Here is a 14,451-nt window from a genome sequence, read left to right as displayed (position 1 = left end):
GGCGCCGCGGAAGCACTACGCTAACGGACGCCCGGGGGAGCGCTAAGAGTCCCCTTGTACGCTGCCCCGGAGCCAGCCACAGTTCCCTGCGCGGCCACGCAGCGCATCGACAGGAGAGACCCTCGTGCCGAAGTCACGTATCCGCAAGAAGGCCGACTACACGCCACCGCCCGCGAAGCAGGCGACCAGCATCAAGCTGAACAGCCGCGCCTGGGTCGCTCCCGTGATGCTGGCCATGTTCCTCATCGGGCTCGCCTGGATCGTCGTCTTCTATGTGACGGACGGTTCGCTGCCCATCGACAGCCTGGACAACTGGAACATCGTGGTCGGTTTCGGCTTCATCGCCGCCGGATTCGGTGTCTCCACGCAGTGGAAGTAAGGCCCGCATAAGAGCCTTGCCCAGGGCTATCCGCTGAGTTATCCACAGCCCGGAGAAATATCCACAACACCTGGGGATAAGCCGACGATCTGTGGATAACCAGTCGCCCATTGACGCCAGTACGACTGTCACACCCATCTTCGCAAGCCTGTTCGCCCCCTGCCTGACCTGCGGAAACACTGGTCGGTGACAGGGGGCACAGCTGTTCCCGCACATCATGCACAAGATTCGACACCCGCTGTGGACAACCGCGTACGTCAGGTGAGCTGAGCCGTCCTGAGCAGGGTCATCACCACCACGACGACCAGGACGAGCGCGCAGGTGCCGTACTGCACGAGGGCGCGGCGCTCGCGTGGGGCGTGGACCATGGCGTAGCCGGTGATGAGGCCGGCGACGAGGCCGCCGATGTGGGCCTGCCAGGCGATGTTGGCCCAGCCGAAGGTGAAGATGAGGTTGATCACCAGGAGGGCGATGATGGGCCGCATGTCGTAGTTGAGGCGGCGCATCAGGACCGCGGTGGCGCCGAAGAGGCCGAAGATGGCGCCGGAGGCGCCGAGCGAGGGCTGGTTCGGGGCGGCGAGGAGGTAGGTGAGTGCGCTGCCTGCGAGGCCCGAGACGAAGTAGAGGGCGGTGTAGCGGGCTCGGCCGAGGGCGGCTTCCAGGGGGCCGCCGAGCCACCACAGGCTGAGCATGTTGAAGATGATGTGGATCGGGCTGGCGTGCAGGAACATGGCGGTCAGCAGTCGGTACCACTGGCCTTCGGCGACTCCGTCGTAGGGCGGGAAGCCGTTGGTGGAGGCCTTGCCGAGCATTTCGAAGTGGTCGGTGAAGCTGTCGCCGACGGACACCTGGACCAGGTATGCGGCGATGCAGAGGCCGATGAGGATCTTGGTGACGAGCCGTGGGTCGCGCGCGACCGTGCCGCCGGCGATGGTGCGTGGCCGGGAGGCGGCGGGTGCGTGTCCGGTGCCGGAGTCGCCGCGGGCGCATTCGGGGCACTGGAAGCCGACGGAGGCGTTGACCATGCACTCCGGGCAGATCGGGCGCTCGCAGCGGGTGCAGCGGATGCCGGTCTCGCGGTCGGGGTGGCGGTAGCAGCCGGGCACGCTCTGGGCGTCCTGCGAGCTGCCTGCCGCGTGGTTCATGGCTGTCCCCTGGGTCGTCGTCCGGGTGCTCGGCACAAATGCACCGCCCCGCTCATCTTTACGGATGAGCGGGGCGTTTGGTTCCTGCCGTGCGGGAGACTCAGCCTTCGCGGGTCTCGACGACGACCGACTCGATGACGACGTCGTTGACGGGTCGGTCGGTGCGCGGGTTGGTCTGCGCGGTGGCGATGGCGTCGATCACCTTCTGGCTGGCGGCGTCGGTGACCTCGCCGAAGATGGTGTGCTTGCGGTTCAGCCACGTCGTGGGAGCGACGGTGATGAAGAACTGGGAGCCGTTGGTGCCCGGTCCGGCGTTGGCCATGGCGAGCAGGTAGGGCTTGTTGAAGGAGAGGTCGGGGTGGAACTCGTCCTCGAACTGGTAGCCGGGACCACCGGTGCCGTTGCCCAGGGGGTCTCCGCCCTGGATCATGAATCCGCTGATCACCCGGTGGAAGACCGTGCCGTCGTAGAGCTTGTCGGTGGTCTTCGCGCCCGTCTCGGGGTTGATCCACTCACGCTCGCCCGTGGCGAGTTCGACAAAGTTCCGGACCGTCTTGGGCGCGTGGTTCGGCAGGAGCCGGACTTCGATGTCGCCATTGTTGGTCTTCAGGGTGGCGTAAAGCTGCTCAGCCACGATCTGCCTTCCGTTGTCTTCCTGTGACCCCCCGATCCTCGCACGGTCCGCGCCGCGCGTCGCCCGGCGTCGGCTTCTGGGTGCGTTTGAGGGGGTGGGTGGGTGCAGAAATCCGGGCGAGTACGCCCGGGCCGGGGGCGCTCGGCGGCGATCCGTGGCATTGTCGACGACAAGCGCCCGTTGCCCCGTATTCATCCTCTATTGGACTCGATCGGCTCTTGATCGGCTCTTGTTCGGAGATCGTCTGGAGTCGGTGTGCATGACCCGGATGCCCGCCCTCACATGCCCCGGGGCCCGTTGACAGGCATGATCCGTAAAAGGGTGGAAAGTCGAATTACCGTACGCCACCGAGGAGGAGGAACCCGTGACCCGCATCGACAGCGTGCGCGCCGCGACCGGTTCGGCGAAGGACAGCGTGCTGCACGCCGCGGAAGTGGTGGCGCCCTACGCCGACACGGCCAAGGACAGGGCCGCGCACTACGCACACGAGGCACGCGTACGGCTTGCGCCGAAGGTGTCGCTGGCAGCCGATCAGGCTCGTGTCCAGTACGACGCCCATGTCGCGCCGCGCTTGGAGCAGGCCCTTACGCATGTGCCGCCGAAGGTCGACCAGGCCGCCCATGATGCTGCCGCCCGTACTCGTCTGGCTGCCCGGCAGGCGGCGGAGTATTCGCGGCCGAGGATTGAGCAGGCGGTGGCTGCGGCCGGGCCTGTGAGGGACGAGGCTGCTGCGCGTGGCGTTGCCGCATTGGCTGCGCTGCGTGGTCAGGTCTCGCCGAAGGAGATTCAGAAGCTGGCCCGCAGGCATGAGCGGCGGGCGAGGGCTGGTCGTGCCGCGAAGGTGCTGCTGGTGCTCGGTGCTCTGGCGGGTGGTGCTTTCGCTGCCTGGAAGTGGTGGGACAAGCAGGCCAACCCGGACTGGTTGGTCGAGCCGCCTGCGGCGACGGAGGTGCCCGAGTCGAGCCGGCTGACGTCGGTGGACGGCAGTGGTCAGTCTGTGCTGGATCCTGAGGTGCAGGCGAAGCAGGCTGAGGAGGAGGCCGCTCAGCGCGACGAGGGGCGGTGACGTCCGGTCGGTCGAACTGTGCCGTGGGGCGGGAGACTTGTGGGTCTCCCGCCCCACGGCGATGTTTCACGTGGAACCATGCCGGTCTCGTGTGCGGGTGCGGCGGCGGTAGGGCAGTGAGGTGGGTCCGCGGCCGCGTTGGGGGGTGACGCGGGTGGGTGCGGCCAGGGCGCGTATGCGGTCGGTGAAGTCGGGGTCGGGCAGGGGGAGGTCGAGGTCGTCGTCGACGTAGGCGATGGCTGCGGGGACGTAGTGCAGGACGGCGTTGACGGGGTCGGGGACGGGTGAGCTGTCGGGTTTGAGGGCGCGCAGGACGCGGAGTGTGGTGGTGATTTCTTCTTCGTCCTCGGCGGAGGTGTGCTGGGCGTGCTGGGCGTGCCACCAGTCGGCGGGTTCGTCTTCTCCGAGGGCGCGGTGGTGGAGGTAGAGGCAGTAGCTGGCGGCGGGGTCGCCGGCTCCGGCGGCGTACTGCCACCAGAAGCGGGCGGATTCCTCGCGTTGTGAGAGTTGGAGCATGCAGCCGAGGACGCGGGCTCCGGGGGGTTCGGGCAGTCGGGCGCGGGCGAGGAAGAGTTCGAGGTCGGCGAGGGCGTCGGTGTGGGTGATGACGGTTTCGCAGAGGGTCTGGAGGTCGTCGGCGGCGGGTGGCGTGGGTGTCGATGTGGTGGGTGGGGGTGGTTCGGGGTTGGCGGCGCGGGCGGCCAGGCGCTGGGCTGCGGCGTCGATGGCGGCTTGGGTGTAGGGCTCGCGGTTCAGGCGTGCGCGGGCGAGGAGTTCGTCAATGTGCGAGGTCATCGGTTTGTCCTTCCTCGCTGGCGGGTGTGGCCGTGAGGTTCCTCTTCACGCCGTATGCGTGCTGCAGTCGTCGTTTGGCGTGGCGGACGTTGGACCGTACGCCGGCGGGGGTGATGCCGAGTGCGTCGGCTATTTCGACCATGCTGTAGTCGAGTCCGAAGTGCAGGAGTACGACGTCCTTCTGGCGTGGTGGGAGTTGGCCGATCGCTTCGTAGAGGCCGAGGCTTTCCTCGAACTGGCTGATGGGGTCGACGGCTTGGGCGAGTGCCACGGTTTCGAAGGCGGCTTCGCCCATGAGTGCCGGGCGGCGGTGGCGGGCTCTGGAGAGGTCGATGGTTGCGTTCCTGAGGACGCGCCAGGCGTATGCGGCGGGGCTTTCTTTGGAGAGGACGGTGCTCCAGGACTTGAGGAGTTGTTCGAAGGCGGCGTCGACGGCTTCCTCGGCGTCGTGGCGGTTGCCGAGGCAGGATTTGGCCCAGTTCACGTACAGCGGCCGGTACATCTGGTGGAAGGCCTCGAAGTCCGGTGGCAGTTTTCGCTGCGTGTGCGGGGCGCGGGGTGCCTGGGGCGGGAGGTCGTGGGTCATGCCTGCCCCTTTTCGCGCGCGTTGTCGGCACCCTCGTTCAGGTCCCGGCGCATTTCGCTGATGCCGGCCCGCACGCCGGCTGCGGCCATGCGGCGCAGCAGGACGACCGCGTCGCGGCCGAACACCCTTAGGGCGAGTGCCGCGATGAGCACATCACCGGCAAGGTCGATGGTCACGAACTGTCTTGCCTCTCCTGAGCAAGGCGAGGCCTGTGGCATCTGTGGCGGCCTCGGGACGGCGCGTGTTTACGCCTTCCGTCCACGATGACGTTTGCAACGGGCCGCGTGTGCAAGGACCGCACAGACTTTCTTAACGGAGCGCGTTCTTCTGATTACGGTTCTCCGTTCACGCCAGCTCACACCGGGCTTGCGCGCGGCGGTTCGCCACCCCGTCGCCACGTCGGTCACCTGCGGGGCGACCTCTACGGCCTCACGGGCACCATCCGTTTGCGCAAACTTACGCAACGCCCTTGAGTGTTTTCGCGTGACGCACGTCACACAGGCGCGTGATGGTGGGCGGGCAGGCTGGTCCACGCGGCATTCGACGCGCCGGCTCGGTGGCGGCGCCGTACGGCGACTCACCGAACACGTGTATCGCTCGGGAGGACATCGCCGACGTGGCGCGGCACGGGTCCTCACCGGCCCCGGCTTGGAAAGCAGTCCTACGCCCTGATGTGCCCTCAGGCACTGGCCGTTGGAGGGACTGCGGCAGCTGGCTCTCGCGTTCGCCGAGTGAGCCGGCGGCAGGCGCGGCGCCTTCGGTGGTGGGGACGATAAAGCCCCTCCGACCAGGCTTTTCTTAGGCCGGAGGGGCTCGTGGGGTGGAGCCTAGGGGAGTCGAACCCCTGACATCTGCCATGCAAAGACAGCGCTCTACCAACTGAGCTAAGGCCCCGGAAGTGAAGCGTCCAGCCGGAAGAACCACGTACCGGCGGGCGTCGCTGACCAGAGTACCGGGTCACCCCCGGGATCTCGCAAAAAGATTGGGGGTCCCCGCGGGCGACCACTCTCCGTAAGATGCTCGGCGTGGTTCGCTACAGCGAACCACAGTACTTGGGGAAGCGATGGGGAGACGCAATGGACGCCGCACAGCAGGAAGCGACCGCAAGAGCGCGGGAACTGCAGCGGAACTGGTACGGGGAGCCGCTGGGGGCGCTCTTCCGTAAGCTCATAGATGATCTGGGCCTCAATCAGGCCCGTCTCGCGGGGGTGCTCGGACTGTCGGCACCGATGCTGTCACAGCTGATGAGCGGGCAGCGGGCGAAGATCGGCAACCCGGCCGTCGTGCAGCGGGTGCAGTTGCTGCAGGACCTGGCGGGGCAGGTCGCGGACGGCAGCGTGAGCGCGGCCGAGGCCACCGACCGCATGGAGGAGATCAAGAAGTCACAGGGGGGCTCGGTGCTCAGCAACACCACGACCACGACGAGCAGTTCGGGCGCGCCGACGGTCAAGCGGGTGGTCCGCGAGATCCAGTCGCTGCTGCGTTCGGTTGCCGCCGCGGGCGACATCATCGAGGCGGCGGACACTCTCGCCCCGAGCCACCCGGAACTGGCAGAGTTCCTCCGGGTGTACGGCGCCGGCCGTACGTCCGACGCGGTGGCGCACTACCAGTCCCACCAGAGCTGAGCCGGGGGCCCGGTCGCCGAAGGGGGTTCGGCTGCCGGGCCGACGGCCGAGGAGAGCGCGAGGGGCAGGGTTGTATCTCTCATCGAGGAACGACGTGTCTCTCATCGAGGAACAGTGCGAGGGGGAGTCGTAGCGCCCGTCGAGGGGCAGGCAAGGGGGTAGCCGAAGGGGGAGGAGCGACGCACAGCCATGGGTGAGGTCTTCGCCGGCCGGTACGAACTGGTCGACCCGATCGGACGTGGAGGAGTCGGCGCCGTCTGGCGTGCCTGGGACCACCGCCGTCGCCGCTATGTGGCGGCCAAGGTCCTGCAGCAGCGCGACGCTCACTCACTGCTGCGCTTCGTGCGTGAGCAGGCTCTGCGTATCGATCACCCCCATGTGCTCGCGCCCGCCAGCTGGGCCGCCGACGACGACAAGGTCCTGTTCACGATGGACCTGGTCGCCGGCGGCTCGCTGGTCCATCTGGTCGGGGACTACGGTCCCCTGCCTCCGGCCTTCGTGTGCACGCTGGTCGACCAGTTGCTGTCGGGTCTGGCCGCGGTCCACGCGGAGGGCGTCGTGCACCGCGACGTCAAACCCGCCAACGTGCTTCTGGAGGCCACGGGTACGGGCCGGCCGCGGCTGCGGTTGTCGGACTTCGGCATCGCCATGCGGCTGGGCGAGCCGCGGCTGACGGAGACCAACCTCGTGGTGGGGACGCCCGGTTATCTCGCGCCGGAGCAGATGATGGGCGCGGAACCGGACTTCCCGGCGGACCTGTTCGCCGTGGGGCTGGTGGCGCTGTATCTGCTGGAGGGCGCCAAGCCGGACGCCAAGGCGCTCGTCCAGTACTTCGCGGCGCACGGGACGCCGAGTGCGCCCAAGGGCGTTCCCGAGCCGCTGTGGCAGGTCGTGGCGACGCTGCTGCAGCCGGACCCGCAGGCGCGGTTCCGCACGGCCACGGGGGCGCGCAAGGCGCTCGCCTCGGCGTCGGAGCTTCTCCCGGAGCCGGGCCCGGACGACGAGTTGATCGAGATCTTCGACCAACTCGGGCCGCTCCCACCCGGGTTCTCCCCTGCCGGGCCGCTCAAACCCGCACAGGGCGTGGAGCGGCGAGCGGGCGCGGGATCGGGTTCTCCCGGCAACGGCGGAGGTGACACGGGCTCGGTGGCCGGTGTTCCCGTAAGTGGGGCAACCGCGGTGCCGTCGTGGCCCGTTGAGGGAAACGCAGCTTCCCATTCGGCCGGGTCGGACGCAGGCTCCGTACCGTCCGTGGGCGTCGGGCCTCCGCCCGATCCCCGTCAGGACACCGGGTCCCGGCCGGAGCCGTCCGCGGCCACGCAGCCGCCCAGCATGTCGGACACCGGCAGCTTCCACCTGCCACCTCCGCAGAGCACCGCCTCCTCCGCCCGAGCTGCGGGACCACAGGCGCCACCGGAGCACGCCGAGGCCCAGCCGCAGCCACACCAGGGCGTGCAGCACCAGTACGCCCAGGTCTCCCCCTACGACCCCACGCATGTGCTGCCCTCCCCCCAGTCGTCCGCGCCGCTGCACCCGGCTCAGGGTCCGATGCCGGTATCGGTGTCGCACCAGCGTGCTGATGCCTCTACTGCTTCGTACACCGCCCAGGTCCCGCAGGTTCCGCCTTCCGCGCAGAAAGTTACGCGCCGCGACCACCGTGCCCGTCGGCCTGCACGCCGGTCCGGCCCTCCGGCCAGGGTGGCGATCCCGCTGCTGCTCTTCGCGCTGGCCTGCTATGCCGTGGGTTTCTGGGCGCTGACCCGCATCTGAGGCGTCCGCCGATACACGCCACCGGGCCACCCCGATGCCGCCGGCCCTCGGCTTTGTCAGGTCCCGGCGCCCCGGCGTGCCGTGACGGTCCACACGCCGAGCACGACGAGCACCACCGTGCCCGCTCCGATGCCGCCCACGGCGACCGCCTTCATCGCGGCGTCGCCGCCCCCGGCCCCGCCGTCCGCGGCCGCCTGCTGATCCTGTGCCGTGACCTCGAAGGTGTTCGACGGCACGGACTGCCCCGCGTACCCGGGACCGGCCTGCGGCGCGCCCTTGACGCGTACGCGCAGCGTCAGCCCGAACGGTCCGTCGCCGAACGCGTCGGCCACTCCCGCCGACAGGTGCACCACGAGGTAGTACGAGCCGGCGAACCGCATCCCGTTGACCTGGTTGATGACGGCGTAGCGGTTGCTGTAGTCGACGGCCGGCACGGGAGCGAGGGGGGCCGTCTTCTGTTTGCCGTCGTAGCCGACGCTCGCGTCCTCGACGGCGGCGCGCACGGGGTTGTAGAGCGCCAGGTCCAGGGCGTCGATCGCATAGCCCTGGCTGCCGCCGCTCTGGCTGCCGAGTTCGGCGGTGGCGTACAACTGCTGCCCCCAGTCGACGGGGACCTTGTAGAACAGCGTCTGTCCGGGCGAGATGTCGGCGCGCCAGACGCCCTGTCCCACGGCCGTGGCCCGGCTGTACCCCGCGCCTCCCTGACTGTGCTTGGCCTGGCCCGTGAGGGGCGCCGGTGAGGCGGAGTCCCACGCTGTGGGCGAGCTCGTGCCGCCCGCCTTCGTCAAGGGCGGCTCGGTCGCCGCGGCCAGCTCCAGGTCCCAGGCGCCGGACGAGGATTCGGCCGTACCGACGCGTTCGACGACCACGTAGTAGGTGCCGGCGCCCTTGCACACGGGGGTGGCCGGTGCGGTCGTCCGTGCCCCCCATGCCGTGATGGGGTGCGGGCTCTGAGCGGCGCCGAAGCTTGCGCTCTGGTAGGAGCAGGAGTGGCTGTCGGCGTCCTGCACCGACACCCTGATGCCGTCGGTGACGGAGAGCTTGGCACCCGCGCGCGGGACGGCGGTGACGGAGACGTAGGTGTTCGACGGCTCGTCGAGTTCGAGGCCGTAGTAGACCTTCGCACCCTTGGGGAGGGAGCTGCGGTACGACTTGCCGGGCTCGAGCGTTTCGGCGTCCGTGGTGCCCGCGGCGCCGTCGACTGTCCGGGCGCCCTCCGCGAAGGCATAGGCGGAGCCGGCGTCGCCGCTCGGCGTTCCGGCTGCCGCCGCGGCGCCGGCCGGCCACGCCATCAGCGCCGCCGTTGTGCACAGGACCGCTCCCGCGGCCGCCACGCGCGCGCGTGTACGTGCGTACAGCGACGGACGACCGCGCCAGGCCCTGGCGCGCCACCACGCCGTACGCCGCCCCATCACGCGCCACCCCTTGTCGTTGCCGGACTGCGGACCGTGGCCCATCCTGCCCCGCGGGAGCGCGCGTCATCCGCGCATTCCGTGCGAGCGTCCGAAACGCCCGCCTCCGGGCCCTGCGGCAACACAAAACCCCGACCGCTCGGCGGCCGGGGTCTGTTCAGAATCGGATGTCGGTACTCACGAACCCGTGGGCACGGAGTCAGTCGCCTCCGTCCACAGATCCTGCTCGGCGCGATCCGCCTGGATCTGGCGGTACACGAGGAGCCCGCCGATGGCGGCCAGTGCGACCAGGAGAAGCTTCTTCACCGCGCGACCTCGTCTTTCCTTGACGTAGGGGACCTCTGGCGCCCGACTATACACACCGACCGATACCGATCGGTGACCTGCGTTGACCCCCAACTCCCTTCCGGCGGACCGCAGTAGAACCGGACGTCACCGCTCCGATCTGAGGGTGATCACATCTCCACGGACGGTGACTTTGACCCCTGATTGGGCACTCTCATTGTCTTTTCTACTCTCTTGCGCCCATACGGGTGGTGTTCATCCGAAGATCGAGGCGCCGCGGGCGTCGGTCCACCACTTCGCAGCCCTCATACACATGATTAGCAAAGTACGCAAATCGCCCAACCCGAAAGTGAGGGGCCATGGCCCAGAACCCGGTCATGAAGCTGTGGAACGTCATCGTCACCGCCTTCCTCGCGCTGTGCACGACGCTCGGACTGATCACGACGGCCACCGCGGCGGCCGTACCGCAGACCGAGGCGACCGGCAACCGCACCGCGCCCGTGACCATGCCGACGGTGTCCCACTGGTCCGCGTGCTACGCCAGGGCCCTGCCCCCCACGATGAAACAGCGCATCCGCGCCGAAGCCCACGGCAAGTCCCCCAGCTGCCGCCAGCGCCCGCTCGACGAGATGCAGACGGACGCCGAAGCGCCCGCACCGACCGCTCCCCTCCAGCTCTGAGACACCGCCTCGCACATCCCCGACGCAACGGCGATCTTGCGTACACAACCGCCCACGCAGAAGACCCCCAACCGGAATCGGTTGGGGGTCTTCGTGGTGATGGAGCCAATACAGCCGCCTATGCCCGGGGCCTCGTGTCCGGACACCGCGCCGACGGAGCGAGCGGACCCATCCTCCGGGCAAATCGGGGAACGGGCACACCCGCAGTGGCACACCGGAAGCCCAGGAGCTGTTCGACGGCTTCGACAATCAGGTCGGTCTCCGTCTTTCCGTCCGCGCGCGCAGCCTCGGCGAGCCGGGTCTCCAGCTCGACCGGCAGATGAACCGTCATGGAAGGCACGGCGCCATGGTCCGACCGCGTCATCACGGCGTCAATGATTGCCTCAGAGATACCGAAGACCCCCAACCATGATCGGTTGGGGGTCTTCGTGGTGGTGGGGCTAACAGGATTTGAACCTGTGGCCTCATCCTTATCAGGGATGCGCTCTAACCAACTGAGCTATAGCCCCGCCGCGCTCTGCGGTGTGTCCCGCGCGCTGACTCCTGAAGATTAGCGCACGACGTGCGCAGTCCCAAAATCGGTAATCCGGAGCTGATCAGCGACGTCTGTCACTCGTCCTCGGCGAGCGTCAGTTCGATGCCGCCGACGAAGCCCGCGGAGAGGTTGTAGATGAATGCGCCGAGGGTTGCGAGAGCCGTTGCGAGGACGACGTCGATGACCGCGATGATCGACGTGAACGTCAGGACGTGCGGAAGCGACAGGAAGGACTGCAGGTCGAAGCCGTTCGACTCGTTCGAGCCGGTCGCCTCCGAGATCGTGCCGCCGACGGAGGAGAAGACGCCCATCGCGTCCATGACCATCCACAGCACGGCGGACGCGACGACCGTGCAGATGCCCAGCGCGATGGAGAGCAGGAAGCTCACCTTCATGACCGACCACGGGTCGGCCTTCGCCACGCGCAGGCGTGCCTTGCGGATGCGCGGCGTGGTACGCGCGCCGGTGCGCGGTCGGCGTACGGCGCCCGCCGGTGACTGAGCGGGCGCCTGGGCCTGGTTCTGGTAGGCCTGCGGCGGGTGGTACGGCCCGGTGGGCTGCTGCGGCTGCCGCTCACCGGGGAGCGGGGAGGCCTGCGGCGGTGCGGGCTGGGCGATCGGAGGCTGCGCCGGGGGCTGCGGCTGGGCGCCGGGAGCGGCCGACCCCGCTCCCGTTTCGTGCTGCCGGGTCTGCGGACCGCGGGTGTCCGTCACAGTTCCCCCCTGGGATCCATGCGCGTCGGGCGAGGGCGAGCCGGTCGTGTCCGCCTCGACCTTGCGCAGTTGGGTCGTGTGCGGATCTGTCGCACCCGCGGCGGAGCCACGGCCGCCGCCGTCCTTGTCCGTACCGGTCGAGGTACTGGACGATCCGGCGCCCGTGGCTCCGCTCACGATGACTCACTCCTCGTGCTACTCGGACGAGGGCGACTCACCCTCGTCCGTGCCGGTGGTCGCGGCACCCTCGGCGGTCTCGTCCACGGCATCGTCACCGTCGACCTCCTCCGCCTCGCGTCCCGCCTCGGCGTTACGTGCGATACCGACCACGGCATCGCGCTTGCCCAGGTTGATCAGTTGGACGCCCATGGTGTCACGGCCTGTCTCCCTGACCTCGTTGACTCGCGTACGAATCACACCGCCCGACAGTGTGATGGCGAGGATCTCGTCGGTCTCCTCGACCACCAGCGCGCCGACGAGCGAACCACGGTCCTCGACGATCTTGGCGGCCTTGATGCCGAGGCCGCCGCGACCCTGGACGCGGTACTCGTCGACGGCGGTCCGCTTCGCGTACCCACCGTCTGTCGCAGTGAACACGAACGTACCGGGTCGAACAACATTCATCGAGAGCAGCTCGTCGCCCTCGCGGAAACTCATGCCCTTGACACCCGAAGTGGCACGGCCCATGGGGCGCAGAGCCTCATCGGTGGCAGTGAACCTGATCGACTGTGCCTTCTTGCTGATCAGAAGCAGATCGTCCTCGGCCGAAACGAGTTCGGCTCCGATCAGTTCGTCGTCTGATCCATCCTCAGTTTCCCGGAGGTTAATCGCGATGACACCACCGGAACGCGGCGAATCGTAATCCTTCAGAGGCGTCTTCTTGACCAGACCGCCCTTGGTGGCGAGCACCAGGTAGGGCGCCGCCTCGTAGTCGCGGATCGCGAGGATCTCGGCGATCGCCTCGTCCGGCTGGAAGGCGAGCAGGTTCGCGACGTGCTGGCCGCGTGCGTCACGGCCCGCGTCCGGAAGCTCGTACGCCTTCGCGCGGTAGACGCGGCCCTTGTTGGTGAAGAACAGCAGCCAGTGGTGCGTGGTCGAGACGAAGAAGTGGTCGACGATGTCGTCCTGCTTCAGCTTCGTGCCGCGTACGCCCTTGCCGCCGCGCTTCTGTGCCCGGTAGTCGTCCGTCTTGGTGCGCTTGATGTAGCCGCCGCGGGTGATGGTGACGACGATGTCCTCTTCGGCGATGAGGTCCTCGATGGACATGTCGCCGTCGAAGGGCACCAGCATCGTCTTGCGGTCGTCGCCGTACTTCTCGACGATCGCGGCGAGTTCCTCGCTGACGATGCCGCGCTGGCGGACCGGGGAGGCCAGGATCTCGTTGTACTCCGTGATCTTCGCCTGGAGTTCGTCGTGCTCCTGGATGATCTTCCGGCGCTCCAGGGCGGCCAGTCGGCGAAGCTGCATCTCGAGGATCGCGTTCGCCTGGATCTCGTCGATCTCCAGGAGGTCCATCAGGCCCGTGCGGGCGATGTCGACGGTGTCACTGGCCCGGATCAGCGCGATGACCTCGTCGATGGCGTCCAGGGCCTTCAGCAGGCCGCGCAGGATGTGCGCCCGCTCCTCCGCCTTGCGCAGGCGGAAGCGCGTACGGCGGACGATGACCTCGATCTGGTGCGTCACCCAGTGGCGGATGAACGCGTCGAGCGAGAGCGTGCGCGGCACGCCGTCGACCAGCGCCAGCATGTTGGCGCCGAAGTTCGTCTGCAGGTCGGTGTGCTTGTAGAGGTTGTTCAGTACGACCTTGGCGACCGCGTCGCGCTTCAGGACGATGACGAGTCGCTGACCGGTGCGGGACGAGGTCTCGTCCCGGACGTCCGCGATGCCGCCGACCTTGCCGTCCTTCACCAGGTCGGCGATCTTCTGCGCGAGGTTGTCGGGGTTGACCTGGTACGGCAGCTCCGTGACCACCAGGCACTGGCGGTTCTGGATCTCCTCGACCTCGACGACCGCGCGCATGGTGATCGAGCCGCGGCCCGTGCGGTACGCCTCCTCGATGCCCTTGCGGCCGACGACGAGTGCGCCGGTCGGGAAGTCGGGGCCCTTGATGCGCTCGATGAGCGCGTCCAGGAGCTCCTCGTGCGAGGCCTCCGGGTTCTCCAGGTACCACTGGGCGCCGGACGCGACCTCGCGCAGGTTGTGCGGCGGAATGTTGGTCGCCATGCCGACCGCGATACCGGCCGAGCCGTTGATCAGCAGGTTCGGGAAGCGGGCCGGCAGGACGGTCGGCTCCTGGGAGCGGCCGTCGTAGTTGTCCGTGAAGTCGACGGTCTCCTCGTCGATGTCACGGACCATCTCCATCGACAGCGGCGCCATCTTGCACTCGGTGTAGCGCATGGCGGCCGCGGGGTCGTTGCCCGGAGAGCCGAAGTTGCCGTTGGAGTCGACGAGCGGCATGCGCATCGACCACGGCTGGGCGAGGCGCACCAGGGCGTCGTAGATCGAACTGTCGCCGTGGGGGTGGTAGTTGCCCATGACGTCGCCGACCACGCGCGCGCACTTGTAGAAGCCGCGCTCGGGGCGGTATCCGCCGTCGTACATGGCGTACAGGACGCGGCGGTGGACGGGCTTGAGACCGTCACGGACGTCGGGCAGCGCGCGGGACACGATGACGGACATCGCGTAGTCCAGGTACGAGCGCTGCATCTCCGTCTCGAGCCCGACGGGCTCGACACGCATGATGATCTCGCCGCCCTCTTCAGGCGTGCTGGGAGTGTTCTCGTCGGCCATTGCTGGTCAAGATCCTTCCTGGTGCGGTCAGCTGAG

General features: G+C 68.4%; 14 protein-coding genes and 2 tRNA genes. 5 read left to right on the top strand and 11 right to left on the bottom strand.

Features of this window, described 5'->3' with window-relative positions; translation table 11 throughout:
* Positions 1–124 precede the first annotated feature (124 nt).
* Positions 125–379, top strand: coding sequence for a cell division protein CrgA (gene crgA, locus ABZ880_RS28450; RefSeq protein WP_361268058.1), 255 nt, complete (start codon positions 125–127; stop codon positions 377–379).
* Between the two features lie 257 nt (positions 380–636).
* Here crgA and ABZ880_RS28445 read toward each other — a convergent pair whose 3' ends face one another.
* Both ABZ880_RS28445 and ABZ880_RS28440 read right to left on the bottom strand, forming a co-directional pair.
* A complete protein-coding gene (locus ABZ880_RS28445; protein WP_361268055.1) occupies positions 637–1,524 on the bottom strand; it encodes a rhomboid family intramembrane serine protease in 888 nt (295 codons plus the stop codon).
* Positions 1,525–1,624: 100 nt separating this feature from the next.
* Positions 1,625–2,158, bottom strand: a complete 534-nt coding sequence (locus ABZ880_RS28440) for a peptidylprolyl isomerase (RefSeq protein ID WP_361268052.1) — start codon at positions 2,156–2,158, stop codon at positions 1,625–1,627.
* A gap of 364 nt (positions 2,159–2,522) precedes the next feature.
* Between ABZ880_RS28440 and ABZ880_RS28435 the strand changes: the two genes are divergently transcribed.
* Complete coding sequence (locus ABZ880_RS28435; protein ID WP_361268049.1) at positions 2,523–3,224, top strand: DUF5324 family protein; 702 nt, start codon at positions 2,523–2,525, stop codon at positions 3,222–3,224.
* 66 nt (positions 3,225–3,290) lie between these two features.
* On the opposite strand, the gene ABZ880_RS28430 is transcribed toward ABZ880_RS28435, so the two are convergent.
* The 4 genes from ABZ880_RS28430 to ABZ880_RS28415 all read right to left on the bottom strand — a co-directional run bounded on the left by ABZ880_RS28430 (position 3,291) and on the right by ABZ880_RS28415 (position 5,499).
* Positions 3,291–4,019: a hypothetical protein gene (locus ABZ880_RS28430; protein WP_361268046.1), complete on the bottom strand. Its 729-nt coding sequence runs from the start codon at positions 4,017–4,019 to the stop codon at positions 3,291–3,293.
* Entirely contained in the window at positions 4,003–4,605 is a 603-nt protein-coding gene (locus ABZ880_RS28425) for a sigma-70 family RNA polymerase sigma factor (RefSeq protein ID WP_361268043.1), read from the bottom strand. The genes ABZ880_RS28430 and ABZ880_RS28425 overlap by 17 nt, the downstream gene beginning before the upstream one ends.
* Positions 4,602–4,781, bottom strand: a complete 180-nt coding sequence (locus tag ABZ880_RS28420; protein ID WP_361268041.1) for a hypothetical protein — start codon at positions 4,779–4,781, stop codon at positions 4,602–4,604. The genes ABZ880_RS28425 and ABZ880_RS28420 overlap by 4 nt, the downstream gene beginning before the upstream one ends.
* Positions 4,782–5,426: 645 nt before the next feature.
* Positions 5,427–5,499, bottom strand: a tRNA-Ala gene (locus ABZ880_RS28415).
* 182 nt (positions 5,500–5,681) lie between these two features.
* On the opposite strand from ABZ880_RS28415, the gene ABZ880_RS28410 reads away from it, so the two are divergent.
* On the top strand, positions 5,682–6,230 hold the full coding sequence (locus ABZ880_RS28410) for a DNA-binding protein (RefSeq protein ID WP_361268038.1): 549 nt from the start codon (positions 5,682–5,684) through the stop codon (positions 6,228–6,230).
* A 189-nt stretch (positions 6,231–6,419) separates the two neighbouring features.
* Positions 6,420–8,000 carry a protein kinase gene (locus ABZ880_RS28405; protein ID WP_361268035.1) on the top strand — a complete coding sequence of 527 codons (1,581 nt, stop codon included), beginning with the start codon at positions 6,420–6,422 and terminating at the stop codon, positions 7,998–8,000.
* 56 nt (positions 8,001–8,056) lie between these two features.
* Here the strand turns inward: ABZ880_RS28405 and ABZ880_RS28400 are convergent, their stop codons facing one another.
* Together ABZ880_RS28400 and ABZ880_RS28395 are read right to left on the bottom strand one after the other, a co-directional pair.
* Positions 8,057–9,334, bottom strand: a complete 1,278-nt coding sequence (locus ABZ880_RS28400; RefSeq protein WP_361268032.1) for a hypothetical protein — start codon at positions 9,332–9,334, stop codon at positions 8,057–8,059.
* A 255-nt stretch (positions 9,335–9,589) separates the two neighbouring features.
* Positions 9,590–9,718, bottom strand: a complete 129-nt coding sequence (locus tag ABZ880_RS28395; protein ID WP_003999697.1) for a DLW-39 family protein — start codon at positions 9,716–9,718, stop codon at positions 9,590–9,592.
* 338 nt (positions 9,719–10,056) lie between these two features.
* On the opposite strand from ABZ880_RS28395, the gene ABZ880_RS28390 reads away from it, so the two are divergent.
* Positions 10,057–10,377: a DUF6344 domain-containing protein gene (locus ABZ880_RS28390; RefSeq protein ID WP_361268029.1), complete on the top strand. Its 321-nt coding sequence runs from the start codon at positions 10,057–10,059 to the stop codon at positions 10,375–10,377.
* 432 nt (positions 10,378–10,809) lie between these two features.
* Here ABZ880_RS28390 and ABZ880_RS28385 read toward each other — a convergent pair.
* The 3 genes from ABZ880_RS28385 to gyrA form a co-directional block, all read right to left on the bottom strand.
* A tRNA-Ile gene (locus ABZ880_RS28385) sits at positions 10,810–10,886 on the bottom strand.
* A 100-nt stretch (positions 10,887–10,986) separates the two neighbouring features.
* Positions 10,987–11,802 carry a DUF3566 domain-containing protein gene (locus ABZ880_RS28380; protein ID WP_361268026.1) on the bottom strand — a complete coding sequence of 272 codons (816 nt, stop codon included), beginning with the start codon at positions 11,800–11,802 and terminating at the stop codon, positions 10,987–10,989.
* 18 nt (positions 11,803–11,820) lie between these two features.
* Complete coding sequence (gene gyrA, locus ABZ880_RS28375) at positions 11,821–14,415, bottom strand: DNA gyrase subunit A (RefSeq protein ID WP_361268023.1); 2,595 nt, start codon at positions 14,413–14,415, stop codon at positions 11,821–11,823.
* Positions 14,416–14,451 lie beyond the last annotated feature (36 nt).

The organism is Streptomyces sp. NPDC047043, assembly GCF_040644055.1.
Lineage (GTDB): Bacteria > Actinomycetota > Actinomycetes > Streptomycetales > Streptomycetaceae > Streptomyces.
This window is presented reverse-complemented; position numbering and strand designations above follow the sequence as displayed.

Coding starts and splice junctions, on each gene's coding strand:
- ABZ880_RS28445 (WP_361268055.1), bottom strand. CDS start 1,524: ATGAACCACGCGGCAGGCAGCTCGCAGGACGCCCAGAGCGTGCCCGGC.
- gyrA (WP_361268023.1), bottom strand. CDS start 14,415: ATGGCCGACGAGAACACTCCCAGCACGCCTGAAGAGGGCGGCGAGATC.
- ABZ880_RS28390 (WP_361268029.1), top strand. CDS start 10,057: ATGGCCCAGAACCCGGTCATGAAGCTGTGGAACGTCATCGTCACCGCC.
- ABZ880_RS28405 (WP_361268035.1), top strand. CDS start 6,420: ATGGGTGAGGTCTTCGCCGGCCGGTACGAACTGGTCGACCCGATCGGA.
- ABZ880_RS28410 (WP_361268038.1), top strand. CDS start 5,682: ATGGACGCCGCACAGCAGGAAGCGACCGCAAGAGCGCGGGAACTGCAG.
- ABZ880_RS28430 (WP_361268046.1), bottom strand. CDS start 4,019: ATGACCTCGCACATTGACGAACTCCTCGCCCGCGCACGCCTGAACCGC.
- ABZ880_RS28425 (WP_361268043.1), bottom strand. CDS start 4,605: ATGACCCACGACCTCCCGCCCCAGGCACCCCGCGCCCCGCACACGCAG.